Raw genomic sequence first — 16,603 nt, 5'->3', positions numbered from 1 at the left:
CTTAGAACGGATTAGTTTGCTTGAAAGCCGCAGCAGACCGCTACGATTCGCATTGACTCTCGGGTTCGGCAACATCCGGGATACGGCAGCCGCAGCGCGAAACGAATTGTTGAAAGCGGAGTAAATGCGGGCGGGGGAAGCTCCCCCGCCGCCTTATTGATTCCGGAACTTGTCGAGGAATTGCTGAGTGCGCTGGTGCTGCGGGTTGGCGAACAGCGCTTTGGCCGGGCCTTGTTCGACGATGCGGCCGTGATCCATAAAGATAACCCGGTCGGCCACGTCGCGGGCGAAACTCATCTCATGGGTAACGATCACCATGGTGCGTTTCTCTTCCGCCAGTGAGCGCATGGTATTGAGCACTTCCCCTACCAGCTCGGGATCGAGCGCCGACGTCGGCTCATCGAACAAAATCACCTCCGGCTGCATCGCCAGCGCGCGCGCAATAGCCACTCGCTGCTGTTGGCCGCCGGACAGCCGCCGCGGATAAGCCTGCTCCTTGCCGCTCAGCCCCACCTTGGCCAGCAACGCGCGGGCGCGCTGTTCCGCGCTGGCTTTCGCCTCGCCCTTGACGACCACCGGCCCTTCGATGATGTTTTCCAGCACCGAACGATGCGGGAACAGGTTGAAGCTCTGGAACACGAAACCGACCTGCTGACGCAGCGCGCGCACCTGATTTTTCTGTTTGCTCAACGGCTTGCTGCCGTCGATCAGGATGTCGCCGACGCGAATGGTGCCGGAATCCGGCTCCTCCAGCAGGTTGATGCAGCGCAACAGGGTGGTTTTCCCTGAGCCGCTAGGGCCGATGATCGCCACCACTTCGCCGGCGTCCACCACCAGATCGATCCCATGCAGCACCGTCTGACCCTTGAACTGCTTGGTCAATTGCTTAACTTCAATGGCACTCATGCGCTACTCCTGATCCTGGCGATTAACGTGGGCTTCCAGACGGTTTTGCAGTGCGGAAAGCAGGGTCGCCATCACCCAGTAAATCAGCGATGCCGCCAGGTACATGGTGAACACTTCCAGCGTGCGCGAGGTGATCAGCTGCGCCTGGCGGAACAGCTCCGGCACCTGAATGGTGGCGGCCAGCGAGGTGTCTTTCACCAGGCCGATGAAGCTGTTGCCCAGCGGCGGCAAGGCGGTGCGCGCCGCCTGCGGCAGGATCACCCGGCGCAGGGTTTGCCAACGGGTCATGCCGATGCTGGCGGCGGCTTCCCACTGCCCTTTGTCGATCGACGAAATCGCCGCGCGCAGCGTTTCCGAGGTGTAGGCGGCGGTATTGAGCGACAGGCCAATCAGCGCCGCCGGGAAAGGATCGAACTCGATGCCGAACTGCGGCAGACCGTAATAGATCATAAACAGCTGGGCGATCAACGGCGTGCCGCGGAACAGCGACACGTAAATGCGCGACAGCCACGCCAGCGGCCAAAGCGGCGAAAGGCGCATCAGCGCCAGCAGAAAACCAAGCAACAGGCCGAACGCCATACCGCCCAGGCTAAGCTGAAGCGTCAGTATTGCGCCCTTCAATAAAAATGGCGCTGAATCCAGCGCCAGTTGAATACTTTCGTGCATTATTTAGTTACGTCCGCGCCAAACCATTTCTCGGAGATCTTCGCCAGCGTGCCATCTTTTTGCATCTCGGCGATCGCCTGGTCAATCGCGGCCAACAGCTCCGGGTTGTTCTTGCGCAGCGCCACGCCGGACTCCTGGCGGGAGAACGCCGGGCCGGCTACCGCCAGCGTATCGCCGGTTTTCTTCACCAGATCCAGCGCCGCCAGGCGATCCACCAGAATGGCGTTGATGCGCCCGACGCGCAAATCCTGATACTTGGTCGGGTCGTCGTCGTAGGTACGCACGTCCACACCCTGCACGTTCGCGCGCAGCCATTGCTCATAGTTGGTGCCCAGGCCAACGCCGACCTTCTTGCCCTTCAGGTCTTCCTGCTTGGTGATGGTGCCTTCGTTGCCTTTTTTCACCAGCGCCTGAATACCGGAAACGGTGTAAGGGGTGGAGAAATCATATTTCTTCTTGCGCTCATCAGAGATGGTCACCTGGTTGATCACCACATCGATGCGTTTTGATTCCAGCGAAGCCAGCATGCCGTCCCACTTGGTCGGGTTCAGCTTGGCCTTCACGCCCAAATGTTCCGCCAGCGCGTTGGCGAAATCCACTTCGAAACCGGTCAATTTGCCGTCTTCACCCTGGAAGCTGAACGGCGGATAGGTGCCTTCCAGACCGACGATCAGCGTGCCGCGCTGTTTCACCTGCTGCAGCAGATTGTCGGCGGCGTAGGCTTGAGTTGCCAAACCGGCGGCCAACGCGACGCCCACCACGCCCAACAGCCATTGACGACGAACTTTCGCAAACATCATAAACACCCCTGTGTGTTATTTATCTTTTTTGATATCAGCACTTTAACAGTGCGACCGCCCGCATAAAGGAATATAACCTTATAAATATAGTTCAAAATGGAATAACAAGCGGTATTTACACCTGCGGATGGTAGGCGAACAGCGCCGGCGCACCGCCGGTGTGAACGAACAGGATAGGCCCTTCGTCGCGGAAACGCCGCTGGGCGATGCCGTCGATCAAACCGGCCATCGCTTTGCCGGTGTATACCGGATCCAGCAACACGCCTTCTTGCTGCGCCAGCAGCTGCACCGCCGCCATGCCCTCTTCGTTCGGCATGCCGTACTGCGGCGCGAAGTAATCGTCCCACAGCGCGATCGGCGCCAGTTCGTCGATATTCAGCGAACAGGCCAGGGCTTTCTGGATCTGCTCCACCTTCGGCAGCTGATCGATCACGGTGCGCGAGACCGTCACGCCGATCAACTCGGTTTCGGGCAGCAGCTGTTGCAGCCCCACCGCCAGCCCGGCATGGGTGCCGGCGCTGCCGGACGCCACCACCACCGAACTGAACGCCACGTTGCTGCGTTGGCTCTGTTCGGCGATTTCCAATGCGCACTGCACGTATCCCAACGCGCCCAGGGCATTGGAGCCGCCCACCGGCACCACGTAAGGCCGGAAGCCCTGTGCCTCGAGGCGCGTCGCCAGTTCCGCCAACTGCTGCTGCGGATCGTGCAGCGCTTCGCACATCACCACCTCGGCGTTGAACAGGCCGAGCAACAGGCGGTTGCCGTTGGTCAGGTAGTTTTCCGCACGGGTATCGATGGGATTTTCCAGCAGCGCGACGCAGTGCAGGCCCAGTTTCGCCGCCACCGCCGCCGTCTGGCGCACGTGGTTGGATTGAATGGCGCCGGCGGTGACCAGCGTATCGGCGCCTTGACGCAGCGCATCTGCGGCCAAAAACTCCAGCTTTCTCAGCTTGTTGCCGCCCATCGCCATAGGGGTGACATCGTCACGTTTGAGGTAAATTTCACGGCCGAGGTAATCGGAGAGACGGGACAGTTTTTCCAGCGGTGTGGCGGTGCCAACCAGATCCAGACGCGGAAATTGCGCCAGTTGTTGTTGCAGGTTCACTACTTCCCCCCAGGGAATCGAATATCGACATCTGATAACCGATAGATTTAGCAGATGTGAACTGAATAATCATCCTTTATCACGGGGGGAGCCGCAGATCCCGGCCAGCGGCCGGGGAAAGTCTCAGTAGCTGCGCTGCCAGGCGAGATACTGATCGTATTTGCGCAGCGCAATGCGGTAGTTGTTGTGCGCCGCGCTAGGCAGATCGTCAATGATGCGCTGATGGCTGGCGCAGTTGGCGAATTTGTCCGCCGGGTAATTGCGCGCCACCAGCATTTCATCCAGCCGGCGCAGCCGCACCACGTACTCGCGAATGGTGCTGTGGCTCATCTCGGTCTGTTCGAACAGATATTGCTTGAACGCCATGATGTCGAAATAGCTCGGGTGGCTGTTGCAGGAAATCTCGCTGCAAAAGCGGCACAGTGCGGTCAGCTCATGCTGCACGTTTTGCCAGACCGCATCGTCGATCGGCTGATCCATGCGCGCGATGGCTTCTTTATTGATGATTTTGCCGCGAAACACCAGCGCCATGCGGTCCAACAGCTTACCGCACTGGGAGCAATGCGTCTGGCTGTGCTTGTAATCTTTCAGGTAACGGCTAAGCGGCCGTTTCTTCAACAGTATTCCTGGCATAAGGGGCAGTCCGATTGTCGCATGAGTCATCGAGTTGAGGGGCGGCGGGCCGCCGTCAGGTATCGTTCGCCAGCCGCGCGCGCAGGCGCTTGATCGCCTGACTGTGCAGTTGGCTGACGCGGGATTCCCCGACGTCCAGCACGGCGCCGATCTCCTTGAGATTCAACTCTTCCTGGTAATACAGCGTCAGCACCATTTTTTCGCGCTCCGGCAACGCCTCGATGGCGTCGATCACTCGCTGGCGCAGGCTGCCTTCCAACAGGTGATGCAGCGGGTTGGCCTCTTCATGCCCTTCCAGCATCGGTTCCGCGTTCTCGCCATGCTCCTCGCGCCATTCGTCGTAGGAGAAAAGCTGGCTGTTATTGGTGTCCAACAGAATTTGACGGTACTCATCCAGCGAGATATTCAGCGTCTGCGCCACTTCCGTCTCGCTCGCCGGGCGGCCGTAACGCTGTTCCAGCTGCCGCATCACCTGCGCGACCTCGCGCGCATGGCGCCGCACGCTGCGCGGCACCCAGTCGCGGCTGCGCAGCTCGTCGAGCATCGCGCCGCGAATGCGTTGCACCGCATAGGTGGTAAAGGCGGTTCCCTGTAGGGCGTCATAACGCTCAACGGCGTTCAGTAGCCCGATTCCCCCGGCCTGCAGCAGGTCGTCAAGCTCCACGCTGGCGGGCAGCCTGACCTGCAGGCGCAACGCCTCGTGGCGCACTAACGGCACGTAGCGCAGCCAGAGAGAATTTTTGTCCATCACGCCTTCGGCGGTATACAGATCGCTCACTATGTCTTAAACCTGCGGATAAGAGAGTCAGCGCTATTATGCGTAGGGGGCAGAATGCCAATCGGCTGAACAGTCGCACAAAACGGGCTTTATTTGCGCCATGTAATAACCGTGCGGTGCGCGAGCATAAAAAAACCCCGCCGAGGCGGGGTTTCTTTGCGACAGTTAATCGGGAGAGACGATTAACGCAGCAGGGACAGAACGTTCTGAGTAGACTGGTTAGCCTGTGCCAGAACAGAGGTGCCAGCCTGTTGCAGGATGTTGGCGCGGCTCATGTTGGACACTTCGGTCGCGTAGTCGGCATCCTGGATACGGGACTGAGAAGCGGACAGGTTGTTAACGGTGCTGTTCAGGTTGTTGATAACAGAATCGAAACGGTTCTGTACCGCACCCAGGGAAGAACGCAGGGAGTCAACCTGAGACAGCGCTTTGTCCAGGGTCGCCAGCGGGTCGGCAGTTTTTGGCTCGGTGGACTGCTCAGCGCCCTTGGTCACTTTACCGGAAGCGTCTACGGTCGCCTTGAAATATTTGGCATCGGCACCGGTGCCTTCCTGGATCACGTAAGATTTACCGCTGTCGTAAGAGCGCAGGTTAGCCGCATCAGGGCCAGTAGGAGCCACTTCTTTCTCAATGCTGGTTACCGCAGTGCCGCCAGTTGGTTTAGTGGCTTCTTTGGTGCCAACAGATTTCAGATCGCCGGTCGCTTTATCGAAAGTTGCTTTGTAGTAGTCACCATCCGTGTTGATAGCGAATACATCGTCACCCACTTTTTCGTAGCCGGTGATGTCTTTAGTATCAGCCTTAACGGTGCCGGTGTTGATAGCCACGCTGGTGCCGGTTTTCACGGTAGCAGGTGCGGTTGCAGCTACTTTGGATTTATCAATGCCATCAGCCACGCTGAACTTTTCCAGACCCAGCGTTTTAGCGTTGATGTCTTTCAGTTCGATATCGATGGTTTCGCCATCGTTCGCGCCAACCTGGATGGTCAGTTTCTGATCAGAGCTCAGCACTTTCACGCCGTTGAAATCGGTCTGCTCGGAGATGCGGTTGATTTCAGACAGACGCTGAGAGATCTCGTCCTGGATGGACTGCAGGTCGCTGGCAGAGTTGGAACCGTTCTGAGACTGTACGGTCAGACGACGGATGTTCTGCAGGTTGTCGTTAACTTCGTTCAGTGCGCCTTCAGTGGTCTGCGCCAGGGAGATACCGTCGTTGGCGTTGCGAGAAGCCTGAGTCAGGCCTTTGATGTTTGCAGTGAAACGGTTGGAGATAGCCTGACCCGCAGCATCGTCTTTCGCGCTGTTGATACGCAGACCGGAAGACAGACGCTCAATCGCAGTGCCCAGAGAAGACTGAGATTTGTTCAGGTTGTTCTGCGCCATCAGCGACAGGCTGTTAGTGTTGATTACTTGTGCCATTGTTTGCTTTCCTTACGAGTCAGTTGCGTTCTTCGCAACACAGTTAAAAGGTTCGGGCTTGTTTGCCCACGGCGTCAACCACCGTCCCCTCAGGTATCGGCCCTCCCCTAACAACCTTTAGCAATTTTTTAAAATTTTTTGCGCCGCCGGCAATGGCAGAAATAACGCGGTTTTTCCCTCTTCTATTGCGCCATCGTTTTTTTGTTTTTTTCAGTAAACTTTTTCACCGCTGGGCCGATAACGCGTAAAGCGAATAAAGTCATTATCAAGGAGAAGCACGAATGGCATCGATCAGTTCATTAGGCATCGGCTCAGGACTCGACCTTAACGGTTTGCTGGACAAGCTGACCAAAGCGGAACAACAGCGTCTGACGCCGTACACCACCCAGCAGACCAGCTATAACGCCCAGTTGACCGCTTACGGTACGCTGAAAAGCTCGCTGGAGAAGTTTGACAATCTGAGCAAAGACCTGGCCAAGCCAGAGTTCTTCAACAACACTACCGCCACCAAGCACGATCAGTTTACCGTGACCACCACCGACAAATCGGTGCCGGGCAACTACTCGATCGAGGTGTTGAAGCTCGCGCAGCCGCAAACGCTGACCACTCAGACGCCGATTGCCGACCAGCAGGCCAAACTGGGCACGCCGGGCAGCAGCGATCGTTCCATCTCTATTACGGCAGGCAATCCGCCGAAAGAGACCAAGATCCCACTCGGCGACGATCAGACCTCACTGGTCGAGATGCGCGACGCCATCAATAAATCGAAATCCGGCGTCACCGCCAGCATCATGCGCGTCGGCGACAATGACTATCAACTGGCATTAAGCTCCACCACGCCAGGCGAAAAAAACACCATTTCGGTGCAGGTCAATAACGACGACAAGCTCGGCGCCATCCTCAACTACGATCCTAAAAATCCGCCTAAAGATGGCAGCACCGCGATGAAGCAAACCGTGCCCGGCCAGGATGCGGAAATCGTCGTCAACGGCACGAAAATCAAGCGCAGCACCAACTCGATCGCCGATGCTCTGCAGGGCGTAACGCTCGATCTCAAAACCACCACCAAGCCCGGCGAACCGCAAAACCTGGTGATCGGCATCGACAAGAGCGGCAGCGCCGACAAGATTAAAGAGTGGGTAGATAACTACAACTCGCTGCTGGACACCTTCAATTCGCTGACCAAATACACGCCGGTTAAAAGCGGTGAAGCGCAGAATGCCAAAAACGGCGCGCTACTGGGCGACAACACCCTGCGCGGCATCCAGTCTTCGATCAAGAGCGCCCTCAGTTCGGCACAGGACAACCCGGAGTTGAAAGGCCTGGGCAACCTCGGCATCACCACCAACGTCAAAACCGGTAAGCTGGAAATCGACAGCACCAAGCTGAACAAAGCCATCGACGAAAAACCGGATCAGGTTGCCAACTTCTTCGCCGGCAACGGTAAAGACACCGGCATGGCCACCGAAATCCACAACGAGATCCAGAACTACGTCAAATCCGGCGGCATCATCGAGAACTCGACCAAGAGCATCAACACCAACCTCGACCGCCTGAACATTCAGATCACCACGGTCACGGCCAGCATTCAGAACACCATCGACCGCTATAAGCAGCAGTTCGTTCAGTTGGATACCATGATGTCCAAATTGAGCAGCACGGGTAACTATTTACAACAGCAATTCTCGACAAAGTGATCCCTTAACCAGGTAACAGGTAAAAGAAACAACATGTATAACAGAAGCGGCACTCAGGCCTATGCACAGGTCAGTCTGGAAAGCGGCGCCATGAGCGCCAGCCCGCACCAGTTAATCGTGATGTTGTTCGACGGGGCGCTCAGCGCCCTGCTTCGCGCACGCATCCTGATGAACCAGGGGGATATCGCCGGCAAAGGTATGGCGCTGTCCAAAGCCATCAACATCATCGACAACGGCCTGAAAGGCGGCCTGGATCCGCAACAGGGCGGCGAAATCGCCGAAAACCTGGCGGCGTTGTACGACTATATGAAGCGGCGCCTGATGCAGGCCAACCTGAACAACGACGAAGCGGCGATCGCCGAAGTGGTCAAACTGCTGGAAAACATCGCCGATGCCTGGCGCCAGATCGGCCCCAACTACCAACCTTCGCAGGACGCCGTGTAATGGAACGTCAACAGCAGCTGTTAGCCGCTTATCAACAAATTTACAGCCTGAGCAGCCAGATGATCGCGCTGGCGCAAACCGGGCGCTGGGAGGAGCTCGTCGAGCTCGAATTCGCTTACGTGACGGCGGTGGAAAAAACCGCCGCCTTTACCGGGCAAGCCGGCCCTTCCATGGCGTTGCAGGAGATGCTGCGCAATAAGCTGCAACAGATCCTCGACAACGAAACCGAGCTCAAACGTCTGTTACAGCAGCGCATGGATGAGCTGAAAATGCTGATCGAACAGTCCACGCGCCAGAACGTGGTCAACAATACCTACGGCCAGTTTCATGACCGTGCGCTGTTGCTGGGGGAGCCACAGGTCCGATAAGATCGACAATACTGACGAAAATGGATTAAATAGCACTATGCGCTATTACTCTCGGGTTACGTTAGGATATTAATCTATGGCATTTGAATTATTCAGTTTATGGGTAATTGGTAAAATGCGCGCTTCGAGCCTGGCTCTCACTTTAATGGATAAACATTATCCCGACACGGACGTTTTCTGTTCAGCAGGAAATTGATTTTTGATAGATAAAACACGCCGCTGTGTTTCACGGCCCATGGAAAAATGTTGCTCCAACGCGGATCAAAGCGTAAAGATATTCTCAGATAATGGCTGCGAAATGAATATCGATGGAACGTACAATTAATCTCTGTCCAGGAATTGGCGCCTCAGCGCACATCATTCAGCATACTGAATTATTATTCCCTTCAGTCTATTTTGAGCAACCACATCTGTATCTGATACAACAGGGCCATAAGCGCGTACGCTGGCAACAACGCGAGGTGGTGGCTCATGCCGGCGAGCTGTTGATAATCGACGGGGGGCAAACGGTGGATATTATTAACGGCCCATCCGAAGAAGGCGTTTTCAGTTGCCAGTTGCTGACCTGCGACCCACTGCTGCTCACCGTTCAGCCTCCGGCCGAGGACGCGCTGGCGCCGATGCCGTTTGATGCCGTCCTGGCGCTGCGCAGCCTGCCCTGCGCCCTGAAGCACAGTTTCGAGACCACCAGCCTGGCGCTGGCGCTCCGGCAGCGCTTTCCCACCATCATCGTGCGGCACAAGATGCTGGAAATTCTGCTGTGGCTGGCCCAATTCGGCATTCGCTTCATCCACAACGAAGCCAAAGACCTGACGCAGCGCGTGCGCCGCTGCCTGGCGACCGATCCGCACAGCATTTGGACGGCGGCGAAAGTGGCGGAAAGCCTGTCGATGAGCGAAGTGATGTTGCGCCGCAAACTGTCGATGGAAAATACCGCGTTGCGCAACCTGATGATCGACGTGCGCATGAGTAGCGCACTGGCCCTGCTGCAGTCGACCGACTGGCCGATTTCCGCCATCGCGCAACATGTCGGCTATGAAAGCGCATCACGTTTCGCCGAACGTTTTCGCAAACGCTTCGGTTTCGCCCCGACCGCCATTCGCGGTCACCAAAGGATTATGGAGCCGGCCTTTGAACAGCATTACGGTTCCAGCTAATCAATGGCGGAAAACACTGCAATTTAGCTCAGATAGACGATGGCATCTCAAGGATGTGAGCGTACCGAGCAACTTATCTTGACGTATCCGCCAGCGACCGCTGGCGCCTTTTCCTGGTTGCTCTCTTCCTGCCGCTGGCTAATTATCCCGCACAACCCACTGCTCAGTTCCTCACCAAAGCATTAAGTATTTTCCTATTTTGACCGACACCTAAAACTTGCTTGCTATACTGCTTTTCTATCTGACTGTCTAAAGCGAGAACGTAAAAATGCGGCAAAGGAACAACGTTAAAGCCAAGCTTAAGCAAGCTGGTGAAAAGCTGGTGCTTGCCTGCTGTCTCTTGTTGCTGCTTTATTACGCATTGCAATGGTCGTTGCTCCTCGGTGATTTATGATTAATTTTATTTACTTATTTTATTGCTAAATTAATTGCACCGGTGGCCTGCTTCCTGCTGTTATAGCAAATCCCGAGGGCCAACCGTCACTATATCAAACGCAAAATCCGCGCGACTTAGTTAGCTCATTAATTATAAGAATGAAATATACTTGCAGCCTCATTCTATAACCCCATGAATCTACGACACTTGCAGCTAGACCGTCCCATTTTCTTATTGTATGATAGCGCGCGGAAATGCGCTGGCTTTTATAACTACTTTAATCTGAAGCCAGGCGATGCCATATAGGATAAGTAACTTAGGGAATATAATGTGAATATATTAAGTTTTGTTTGGCTAGCTCTTGCTTTCGCCACTTTTTTCCTACACCACAGAACCATTTTCGCCCTGTTGATTATCGCGTCCATCTTTCAATCAAGCGCTATTATCAATACAGGGAGTAATAGCCTACCCATATTCTACTTTATCGAGCTAGTTTTAATAACCCGGTTTGTTTTTACTTCAAAAAACAGCACGCCTGTCTTTAACTTAAAACACCGGGTATTCCTGCAATCTCTGGTGATAATTATTCTTTTTTGGTTCTTCACCTATGCGTTTACCCATCTATTTGAAGGGATAAGAGTTTATTCACCGGCTTATAGCTTTGAAAATAACTACGCCAAAAAAGGTATCTCGCTTGTGTGGGGCAATAACAACATCAAGCAACTGATTCTAATCACGCTGAACCTGATAACGCTATATGTCATTTACGTCAAGCGGCGTGAAATCACGCCTGAATACGCTCTGAAAACCATCATTTTTACGACGTTGGTTTTCTCCGCTTACTGCCTGATTTGGCTCCTTGCCAGGCCGCTGGCGAATGCGATTCAGATTTTGATGTATAACAGCATGCATAACGCCAATGCCATTTTTGAATCCAGACTGAGCGGTACCTTCGGTGAACCGTCATTCGCCGGTATCTTTATCGGCGCAACGATCGTGCCTCTTTTGGTTGCCAAAGGGTTGCGACTGAAGTTAGTGGCCCTATTGATGATGCTGCTCTTGGTTAAAAACGGCTCTACATCAGGCTATTTTACCCTGCTTACGTCGCTGTGCGGCACATTCATTTTCAGTCCGCGTTTTAGCCTGATACAGAAAGTTCTATTTTCTCTGTCTTTGGTCATCGCGTCAAAGCTCACATTTATCTTTTTCCTAGAGAAAATAACCGATTACGCGGACAAAAAAGCGCAAACGATCTCTCACCTCGTGCGTTCCGCCTCCAACTACAATGCCCTTGAAATTATGTATAATACCTTTGGCTTGGGCGTCGGTATCGGTAGCGCAAGAATATCTTCTCTGCCTCTGTCCCTACTTGCTAACTTCGGAATATTGGGGACGATACTGTTAGTCGGTTTTATCGTATCCAAGCTTATTCGTTCGCAATATAACGTCGCCGGCAACGAAGCCAATTCCATGCTTAAATTTATGCTTTTCTCCGCATTTTTGGGCTCCTGCGCCGCCAACCCTGATTACTCTTACGGGTTCATTTGGGTTCTTATTTTCAGTTGCCTGTTAACAGGGAAAACACAGCCGTCACTGCCACGATCAGCGCAACAGCGCACGCTCTGACATCGGCAAGCGTCCCTTGGACCGCTGCCACCACATGCACCCTCAGGCCGACGCGAACCGCGTCAGCCTGCCCGGCAGCTCCGCCACCAGTTTGTCCACCGCCAGCCGCACTTTGAGCGGTTGGTAAGGCATATAGGGCCACACTGCATTCACCGGAAAACTGAGGCTGGACTCACCGCGCATGATCTCCACCAGCGTCCCGGCCATCAGCCGTTCGCGTACCAGCCACTCCGGCAGCCAGGCAATACCGGCGCCGGCGGAAACGGCATCGACGATCCCCTGCATGTCATCCATCATCATCTTGGCCGGTGGCCTGAACGGCCGCAGCTCGCCGTTTTCACCGCGAAGTTGCCAGGGCAACACGGCGCCGGCGTGCAGATACCCCACCGCCTGATGCCGGCTTAACGCCTCCACCGAATTCGGTGCGCCGCAGCGCTGCACGTAGTCGGGCGAAGCGCACAGCAGCATGCCGTGTTCGCCCAGGCGTCGGGCAACCAGACTGCCGCTGTCCGCCAGTTCGCCGATGCGAACCGCCAGATCGAACCCCTCGTCGATCAGATCGATCCTGCGGTCGCTGAACGAAATTTCCAACGACAGTAACGGATGCTCATTCGCCAGCGCCGTCATCAAGGGCGCAATGCACAGATGGCCGAACAACACCGGCATCGAGATCCTGAGCCGGCCGCTGACCTGCATCTTGCCGCTGTCCAGCTGGTTTTCCGCCGCCTGAACGTTCGCCAACGCCTGCCGACAGTGCTCATAGTACAGCGCCCCTTCATCCGTCAGGCTCAGGCTGCGGGTGGTGCGCATAAACAACATCACGCCAAGCCGCGCCTCAAGCCGCGACACGATTTTGCTGACCGCGGAGCGCGTCAGATGCAGTTTTTCTGCGGCGGCGGCAAAACTGCCGCCTTCCGCCACGGCGACAAAGGCCGGCAGCGCGCTGAGATCGCTTTTCATCTTAATGCTTCCAAATTGGAATCAATGAAGTGAAAACCTATCACCACTGGTGAAGATCGAGCAATGATAACCTGCAGTCATTCCGGAATGCCCGGTGAAACCGCCAATTACCGTCTGAGGACAACAGCATGAAAAAAATACTGGTGCTCAAATCCAGCATTATGGGAAACGACTCGCAGACCAACAGCCTGATTGACCGCTATCTGGCAGAACGTCGGGCCAAAGAATATGAAGATCAGATCGTCGAACACGATCTGACGGCGTTGGATCTGCCGGTATTGGACGGCGAGCTGTTCAGTGCGCTGCGCGGCGCAGATAACATCAGCCCACGCGCCAAAGCGGCGGTGGCGCTTTCCGATCGGTTGATCGCCGAACTGAAAGGGAGCGATCTGCTGCTGATCGGCGCGCCGATGTACAACCTCAACGTCCCGACCCAGCTGAAAAACTGGTTCGATCTGGTGGCCCGCGCCCGGCTGACGTTCAACTATACCGCCACCTACCCGGTCGGGCTGGTGGAAGGCGTCAATGCAGTGGTGTTCAGTTCACGCGGCGGCGTACACGCCGGCCAGCCGACCGACGCCGTGACGCCCTACCTGCGCTCGGTGCTGGGGCTGATGGGGATCGGCGAGGTGCAATTTATCTATGCCGAAGGGCTGGATATGAAACCGTACGGCCTCACTCAGGGGCTGGCGAATGCCCACCAGCGGATCGTGGCGTTGGTGGGCTGAAGCAAAAACATCAATAGGATTAAAGACAGTCCATTGCTTAATTTATTCTCCTAAGCACCATCAATACGTATTTGTATATTCCCACCGGCGCTGCTTGAAAGTGTTAAGCGGCCGCCAGTGGGCCACGTAAGATTTAAAACATCATTACCACCTTGATAGTAAACATCTTTAACGACAGTGACAGGATCACTATCTTGCAATTTATATAGTGTAAATATAGCAACCGTCGTAGCAGTTTTTAAATAAACCCTGGCCACTCCACTTGTTTTCCCCCACACTGAGCGTTGAAGCATCGTAGGAGTGTTCGCTTGAAGCGACATCGTTGTTGCCACACTGCCCACCTGTGACTTTAATAAAGGCGGCTCTCTCAATTCAGACGAGTAATTAAATACCGGTGAAGGTGTCAACGACACACTATGCATTCGCAATACGCCGCCCGATATCGATGGCGCTGCACAGCAGATATCCCAAATAGAATAAAGAGGGGTGCTTTCAATAGTAATACGCGCCACATGATAGCCACCTTCAATCGTCCACGGGATTTTTTTCTCTATTTTTGTCGCCTCAGTATAGTTACCATCGGTTACCGTCACCCGGATACCTGGAGAGTCGCCGACAGCAGTTGCATAAGCCATAACAGTCATCGTACCGCTCTGGTTGACATCAAAGGTCCTATTTAATAATCCGGCATAATAGGACGTCGCAGTATTACTGCTTGTCACCTCTTGCGCAACAACCTTAACACCGTTACCGGAAATATTAAAACCCACAGGCATCCCGTTATTCTGGTCAACAGTCAACAAACGGGAGTTAGAAATATAATTGCCATAGGTTCTTTCAAGATGAATCAGCCGACTTCCGATGGTAATGTCACCATTCATCATATTGCTTTGCAATGGGTTGTTTAAATCTAATTTTCCCTTTGATGGCAAAATCGCTGAGCTCAGAATCAAGCTGCAACCCGCAGGGTCAGCAAAGTAAAAGAAAGTGTCTGTACTTTCCCCCAGTAAGGGAGAACCCAGTTGGAACTTCCACCCATTGAGATAATACTGCGCTACCTGTGTTTGGGTTGAGTTACTTAGCGTCATCATCCCCTTTAAGCGCGCATAGTCATGAATGAATGTTCCGCCAAAGAAATCCACAATTCTTGCACCGGAAGCATTCGAATTAACCAGCGTGCCACATTTATCAAAAAGAAAATTGCTACCTGACAACGTCATTAATCGCGTGGTTCCTTTTTGATCATTATTGAACACAACTCCTTTACCAAAACCATGAATATTGCTCAACATCATGCCGTCATGCTCTGAAAAATCAAACATAATGCTTGTTTCCAGCTTCGCCGCTGCGGTGATAGTACTAAAATTAGGCCGAACCACATTAGGATTGCAATGAATATTATCAAAAACCCCTACATCGGCGCACTTCTCCACATGAAAATCGGTGCCATAAGCAAAACCATAAATATTTTGGCAGAACGGAGCCTCACCTTGCTGCGAGAAAAAATTCCAAGCACCAGCATATAGGATGTTAGTAACTGAACATGAACGCCCTACGGTGTGAAAAGTATAACCATACTGGATAAACATTGCCGGATCAGTGATATTTTTGGGCTGTTCATCATAATAAATGACGAACCCATCAAATGAAGGACTGATTGTACATTCGAATAGATTAGTTCCTGGCACCCCCTGTGTTGCTGGTTTTGTACGCACCAACAACACCGAAGGTTCAGCTTTAGGATTAAAACCAGCTGTTATTATGCTTTGATTTCGCCCAGTACGATAGCCTCTGACGGTGACCCCAACAGGTACTTTTAACGAAACATCGCCGGTGATAAGAAAGGTTCCATCGATCCAGACGGTTTTATGCTGCGTTGTCGCCGCGTAATCCAATGCCTGTTGAAATATTTCACGACAATCGGTATTTCCCGTAGGATCGGCTCCGAATCGCGATAGCGTCACGCCAATTTGCGCGTGCACATTAGTATAGCCATTATTAATGCTGCCTAATTGCGAGGTCACATCAGTATCATTAATTACGGTGACAGCGGTACTTAAATTATTCATAAACACCTCAATGTATATTCAGAAGAACGAAAATAACGAGCACAGACTACGGCAGCGTACCGTGTTATGAACGTATCAAGAATTCCCAGAATCAAAGAGTTAGAACCGCTGTTTCAGACACTACAGGACCACTGCCAAGCGGGGAAACCCGCTATTGACCGAATAATGGGTGATTCACGAAAAATAATGGGAGCGCTATATACAGCGAGGTGTGTAAGCACAGAGAAGAAAAGGGTTAAGGCCATAAAGCGGCCGACCTCCGCCCAGTCAGACCGCTTTCAGCAGGTGGAAACCGCGCTGATGTCGCGTAGCATCACACCGGCATATTCATGATGTCCTGGTAGGCCGCGACCAGCTTGTTGCGCACCTGCACGCCCAGCTGCAGCGAGACCGATGATTTCTGCAGATCGACCATCACATCGTTCAGGCTGATGCCCGGCACGCCCAGTTCGAAATCCTGCGCCTGCTTGCGCGCCGTTTGCTGGGTCTCGCTGATCTTGCCGAGTGCCGCAGTCAGTTCGCTGGCGAAGCTGACGCCCTGCGGCGCCGTATTCTGCCCCATCTTGCCGGCCTGAACCGCCATGGTCTGCATCTGCTGCAGCACCCCTTCAATGCCCTGAATCGCCATCTGGTCCTCAATCATCTCGTCACGCCGGGTGACGTTTCACCCTGCACTTCTCCAATGATGCACACCCTAGCACAGCGTTTTCAGACCTAAAGCGGCTAATTAACTGCAAAAAACCCGGCTTATCGGGCAATCGGAATCGTCTGATAAGGCGAATAATGGCCTGCCCAGAAATGGGAGCGCCGCTATTTAGAAGATATGTGTATCAGGGAGTCTGTTTTGTCACACAACGCTAACCATACCG

The 16,603-nt window shown here is 53.9% G+C and carries 16 protein-coding genes; 6 read left to right on the top strand and 10 right to left on the bottom strand.

From position 1 onward, the window contains the following. Window positions 1-153: 153 nt before the first annotated feature. The 7 genes from tcyN to ACF8MC_RS01305 all read right to left on the bottom strand — a co-directional run bounded on the left by tcyN (window position 154) and on the right by ACF8MC_RS01305 (window position 6,309). The gene (gene tcyN, locus ACF8MC_RS01335; protein WP_164104836.1) at window positions 154-906 is read right to left on the bottom strand and encodes an L-cystine ABC transporter ATP-binding protein TcyN; all 753 of its coding nucleotides are present in this window, start codon (window positions 904-906) and stop codon (window positions 154-156) included. A gap of 3 nt (window positions 907-909) precedes the next feature. Further along, window positions 910-1,572: a cystine ABC transporter permease gene (gene tcyL, locus ACF8MC_RS01330; protein WP_033634963.1), complete on the bottom strand. Its 663-nt coding sequence runs from the start codon at window positions 1,570-1,572 to the stop codon at window positions 910-912. Then, on the bottom strand, window positions 1,572-2,372 hold the full coding sequence (gene tcyJ / locus ACF8MC_RS01325) for a cystine ABC transporter substrate-binding protein (protein WP_164104837.1): 801 nt from the start codon (window positions 2,370-2,372) through the stop codon (window positions 1,572-1,574). The genes tcyL and tcyJ overlap by 1 nt, the downstream gene beginning before the upstream one ends. A gap of 115 nt (window positions 2,373-2,487) precedes the next feature. Then, window positions 2,488-3,480, bottom strand: a complete 993-nt coding sequence (locus ACF8MC_RS01320; RefSeq protein WP_025303239.1) for a D-cysteine desulfhydrase — start codon at window positions 3,478-3,480, stop codon at window positions 2,488-2,490. A gap of 123 nt (window positions 3,481-3,603) precedes the next feature. After that, window positions 3,604-4,113: a flagella biosynthesis regulatory protein FliZ gene (gene fliZ, locus ACF8MC_RS01315; protein ID WP_033647756.1), complete on the bottom strand. Its 510-nt coding sequence runs from the start codon at window positions 4,111-4,113 to the stop codon at window positions 3,604-3,606. A gap of 55 nt (window positions 4,114-4,168) precedes the next feature. Further along, window positions 4,169-4,891: an RNA polymerase sigma factor FliA gene (locus ACF8MC_RS01310; RefSeq protein WP_004934752.1), complete on the bottom strand. Its 723-nt coding sequence runs from the start codon at window positions 4,889-4,891 to the stop codon at window positions 4,169-4,171. Window positions 4,892-5,073: 182 nt separating this feature from the next. Continuing rightward, window positions 5,074-6,309, bottom strand: coding sequence for a flagellin FliC (locus ACF8MC_RS01305; protein WP_033653649.1), 1,236 nt, complete (start codon window positions 6,307-6,309; stop codon window positions 5,074-5,076). Window positions 6,310-6,590: 281 nt separating this feature from the next. Between ACF8MC_RS01305 and fliD the strand changes: the two genes are divergently transcribed. The 5 genes from fliD to ACF8MC_RS01280 all read left to right on the top strand — a co-directional run bounded on the left by fliD (window position 6,591) and on the right by ACF8MC_RS01280 (window position 11,977). Next, on the top strand, window positions 6,591-8,006 hold the full coding sequence (fliD, locus tag ACF8MC_RS01300) for a flagellar filament capping protein FliD (RefSeq protein WP_033634969.1): 1,416 nt from the start codon (window positions 6,591-6,593) through the stop codon (window positions 8,004-8,006). A 33-nt stretch (window positions 8,007-8,039) separates the two neighbouring features. After that, window positions 8,040-8,450 carry a flagellar export chaperone FliS gene (fliS, locus tag ACF8MC_RS01295; protein ID WP_033634970.1) on the top strand — a complete coding sequence of 137 codons (411 nt, stop codon included), beginning with the start codon at window positions 8,040-8,042 and terminating at the stop codon, window positions 8,448-8,450. Further along, complete coding sequence (gene fliT / locus ACF8MC_RS01290; protein WP_004934765.1) at window positions 8,450-8,818, top strand: flagella biosynthesis regulatory protein FliT; 369 nt, start codon at window positions 8,450-8,452, stop codon at window positions 8,816-8,818. The genes fliS and fliT overlap by 1 nt, the downstream gene beginning before the upstream one ends. Window positions 8,819-9,126: 308 nt before the next feature. Further along, complete coding sequence (locus ACF8MC_RS01285; protein WP_164104838.1) at window positions 9,127-9,975, top strand: helix-turn-helix transcriptional regulator; 849 nt, start codon at window positions 9,127-9,129, stop codon at window positions 9,973-9,975. Window positions 9,976-10,681: 706 nt separating this feature from the next. After that, on the top strand, window positions 10,682-11,977 hold the full coding sequence (locus tag ACF8MC_RS01280) for a hypothetical protein (protein WP_164104839.1): 1,296 nt from the start codon (window positions 10,682-10,684) through the stop codon (window positions 11,975-11,977). A 42-nt stretch (window positions 11,978-12,019) separates the two neighbouring features. Here ACF8MC_RS01280 and ACF8MC_RS01275 read toward each other — a convergent pair whose 3' ends face one another. Then, window positions 12,020-12,937, bottom strand: a complete 918-nt coding sequence (locus tag ACF8MC_RS01275) for a LysR family transcriptional regulator (RefSeq protein ID WP_164104840.1) — start codon at window positions 12,935-12,937, stop codon at window positions 12,020-12,022. 128 nt (window positions 12,938-13,065) lie between these two features. Between ACF8MC_RS01275 and ACF8MC_RS01270 the strand changes: the two genes are divergently transcribed. Then, window positions 13,066-13,665, top strand: coding sequence for an FMN-dependent NADH-azoreductase (locus ACF8MC_RS01270; RefSeq protein ID WP_164104841.1), 600 nt, complete (start codon window positions 13,066-13,068; stop codon window positions 13,663-13,665). Window positions 13,666-13,715: 50 nt separating this feature from the next. Here ACF8MC_RS01270 and ACF8MC_RS01265 read toward each other — a convergent pair whose 3' ends face one another. Next, window positions 13,716-15,734: a glycosyl hydrolase family 28-related protein gene (locus tag ACF8MC_RS01265; RefSeq protein WP_164104842.1), complete on the bottom strand. Its 2,019-nt coding sequence runs from the start codon at window positions 15,732-15,734 to the stop codon at window positions 13,716-13,718. A 313-nt stretch (window positions 15,735-16,047) separates the two neighbouring features. After that, the gene (gene fliE / locus ACF8MC_RS01260; RefSeq protein ID WP_033638515.1) at window positions 16,048-16,362 is read right to left on the bottom strand and encodes a flagellar hook-basal body complex protein FliE; all 315 of its coding nucleotides are present in this window, start codon (window positions 16,360-16,362) and stop codon (window positions 16,048-16,050) included. Between the last annotated feature and the right edge of the window lie 241 nt (window positions 16,363-16,603).

The sequence above is a fragment of the Serratia sp. LACPHL-BACT-2024-00286 genome (genome assembly GCF_043109535.1).
Classification (GTDB): Bacteria; Pseudomonadota; Gammaproteobacteria; order Enterobacterales; family Enterobacteriaceae; genus Serratia; species Serratia sarumanii.
Note: the sequence above shows the minus strand (reverse complement) of the source record. Positions and strands in the feature narration are given on the sequence as shown.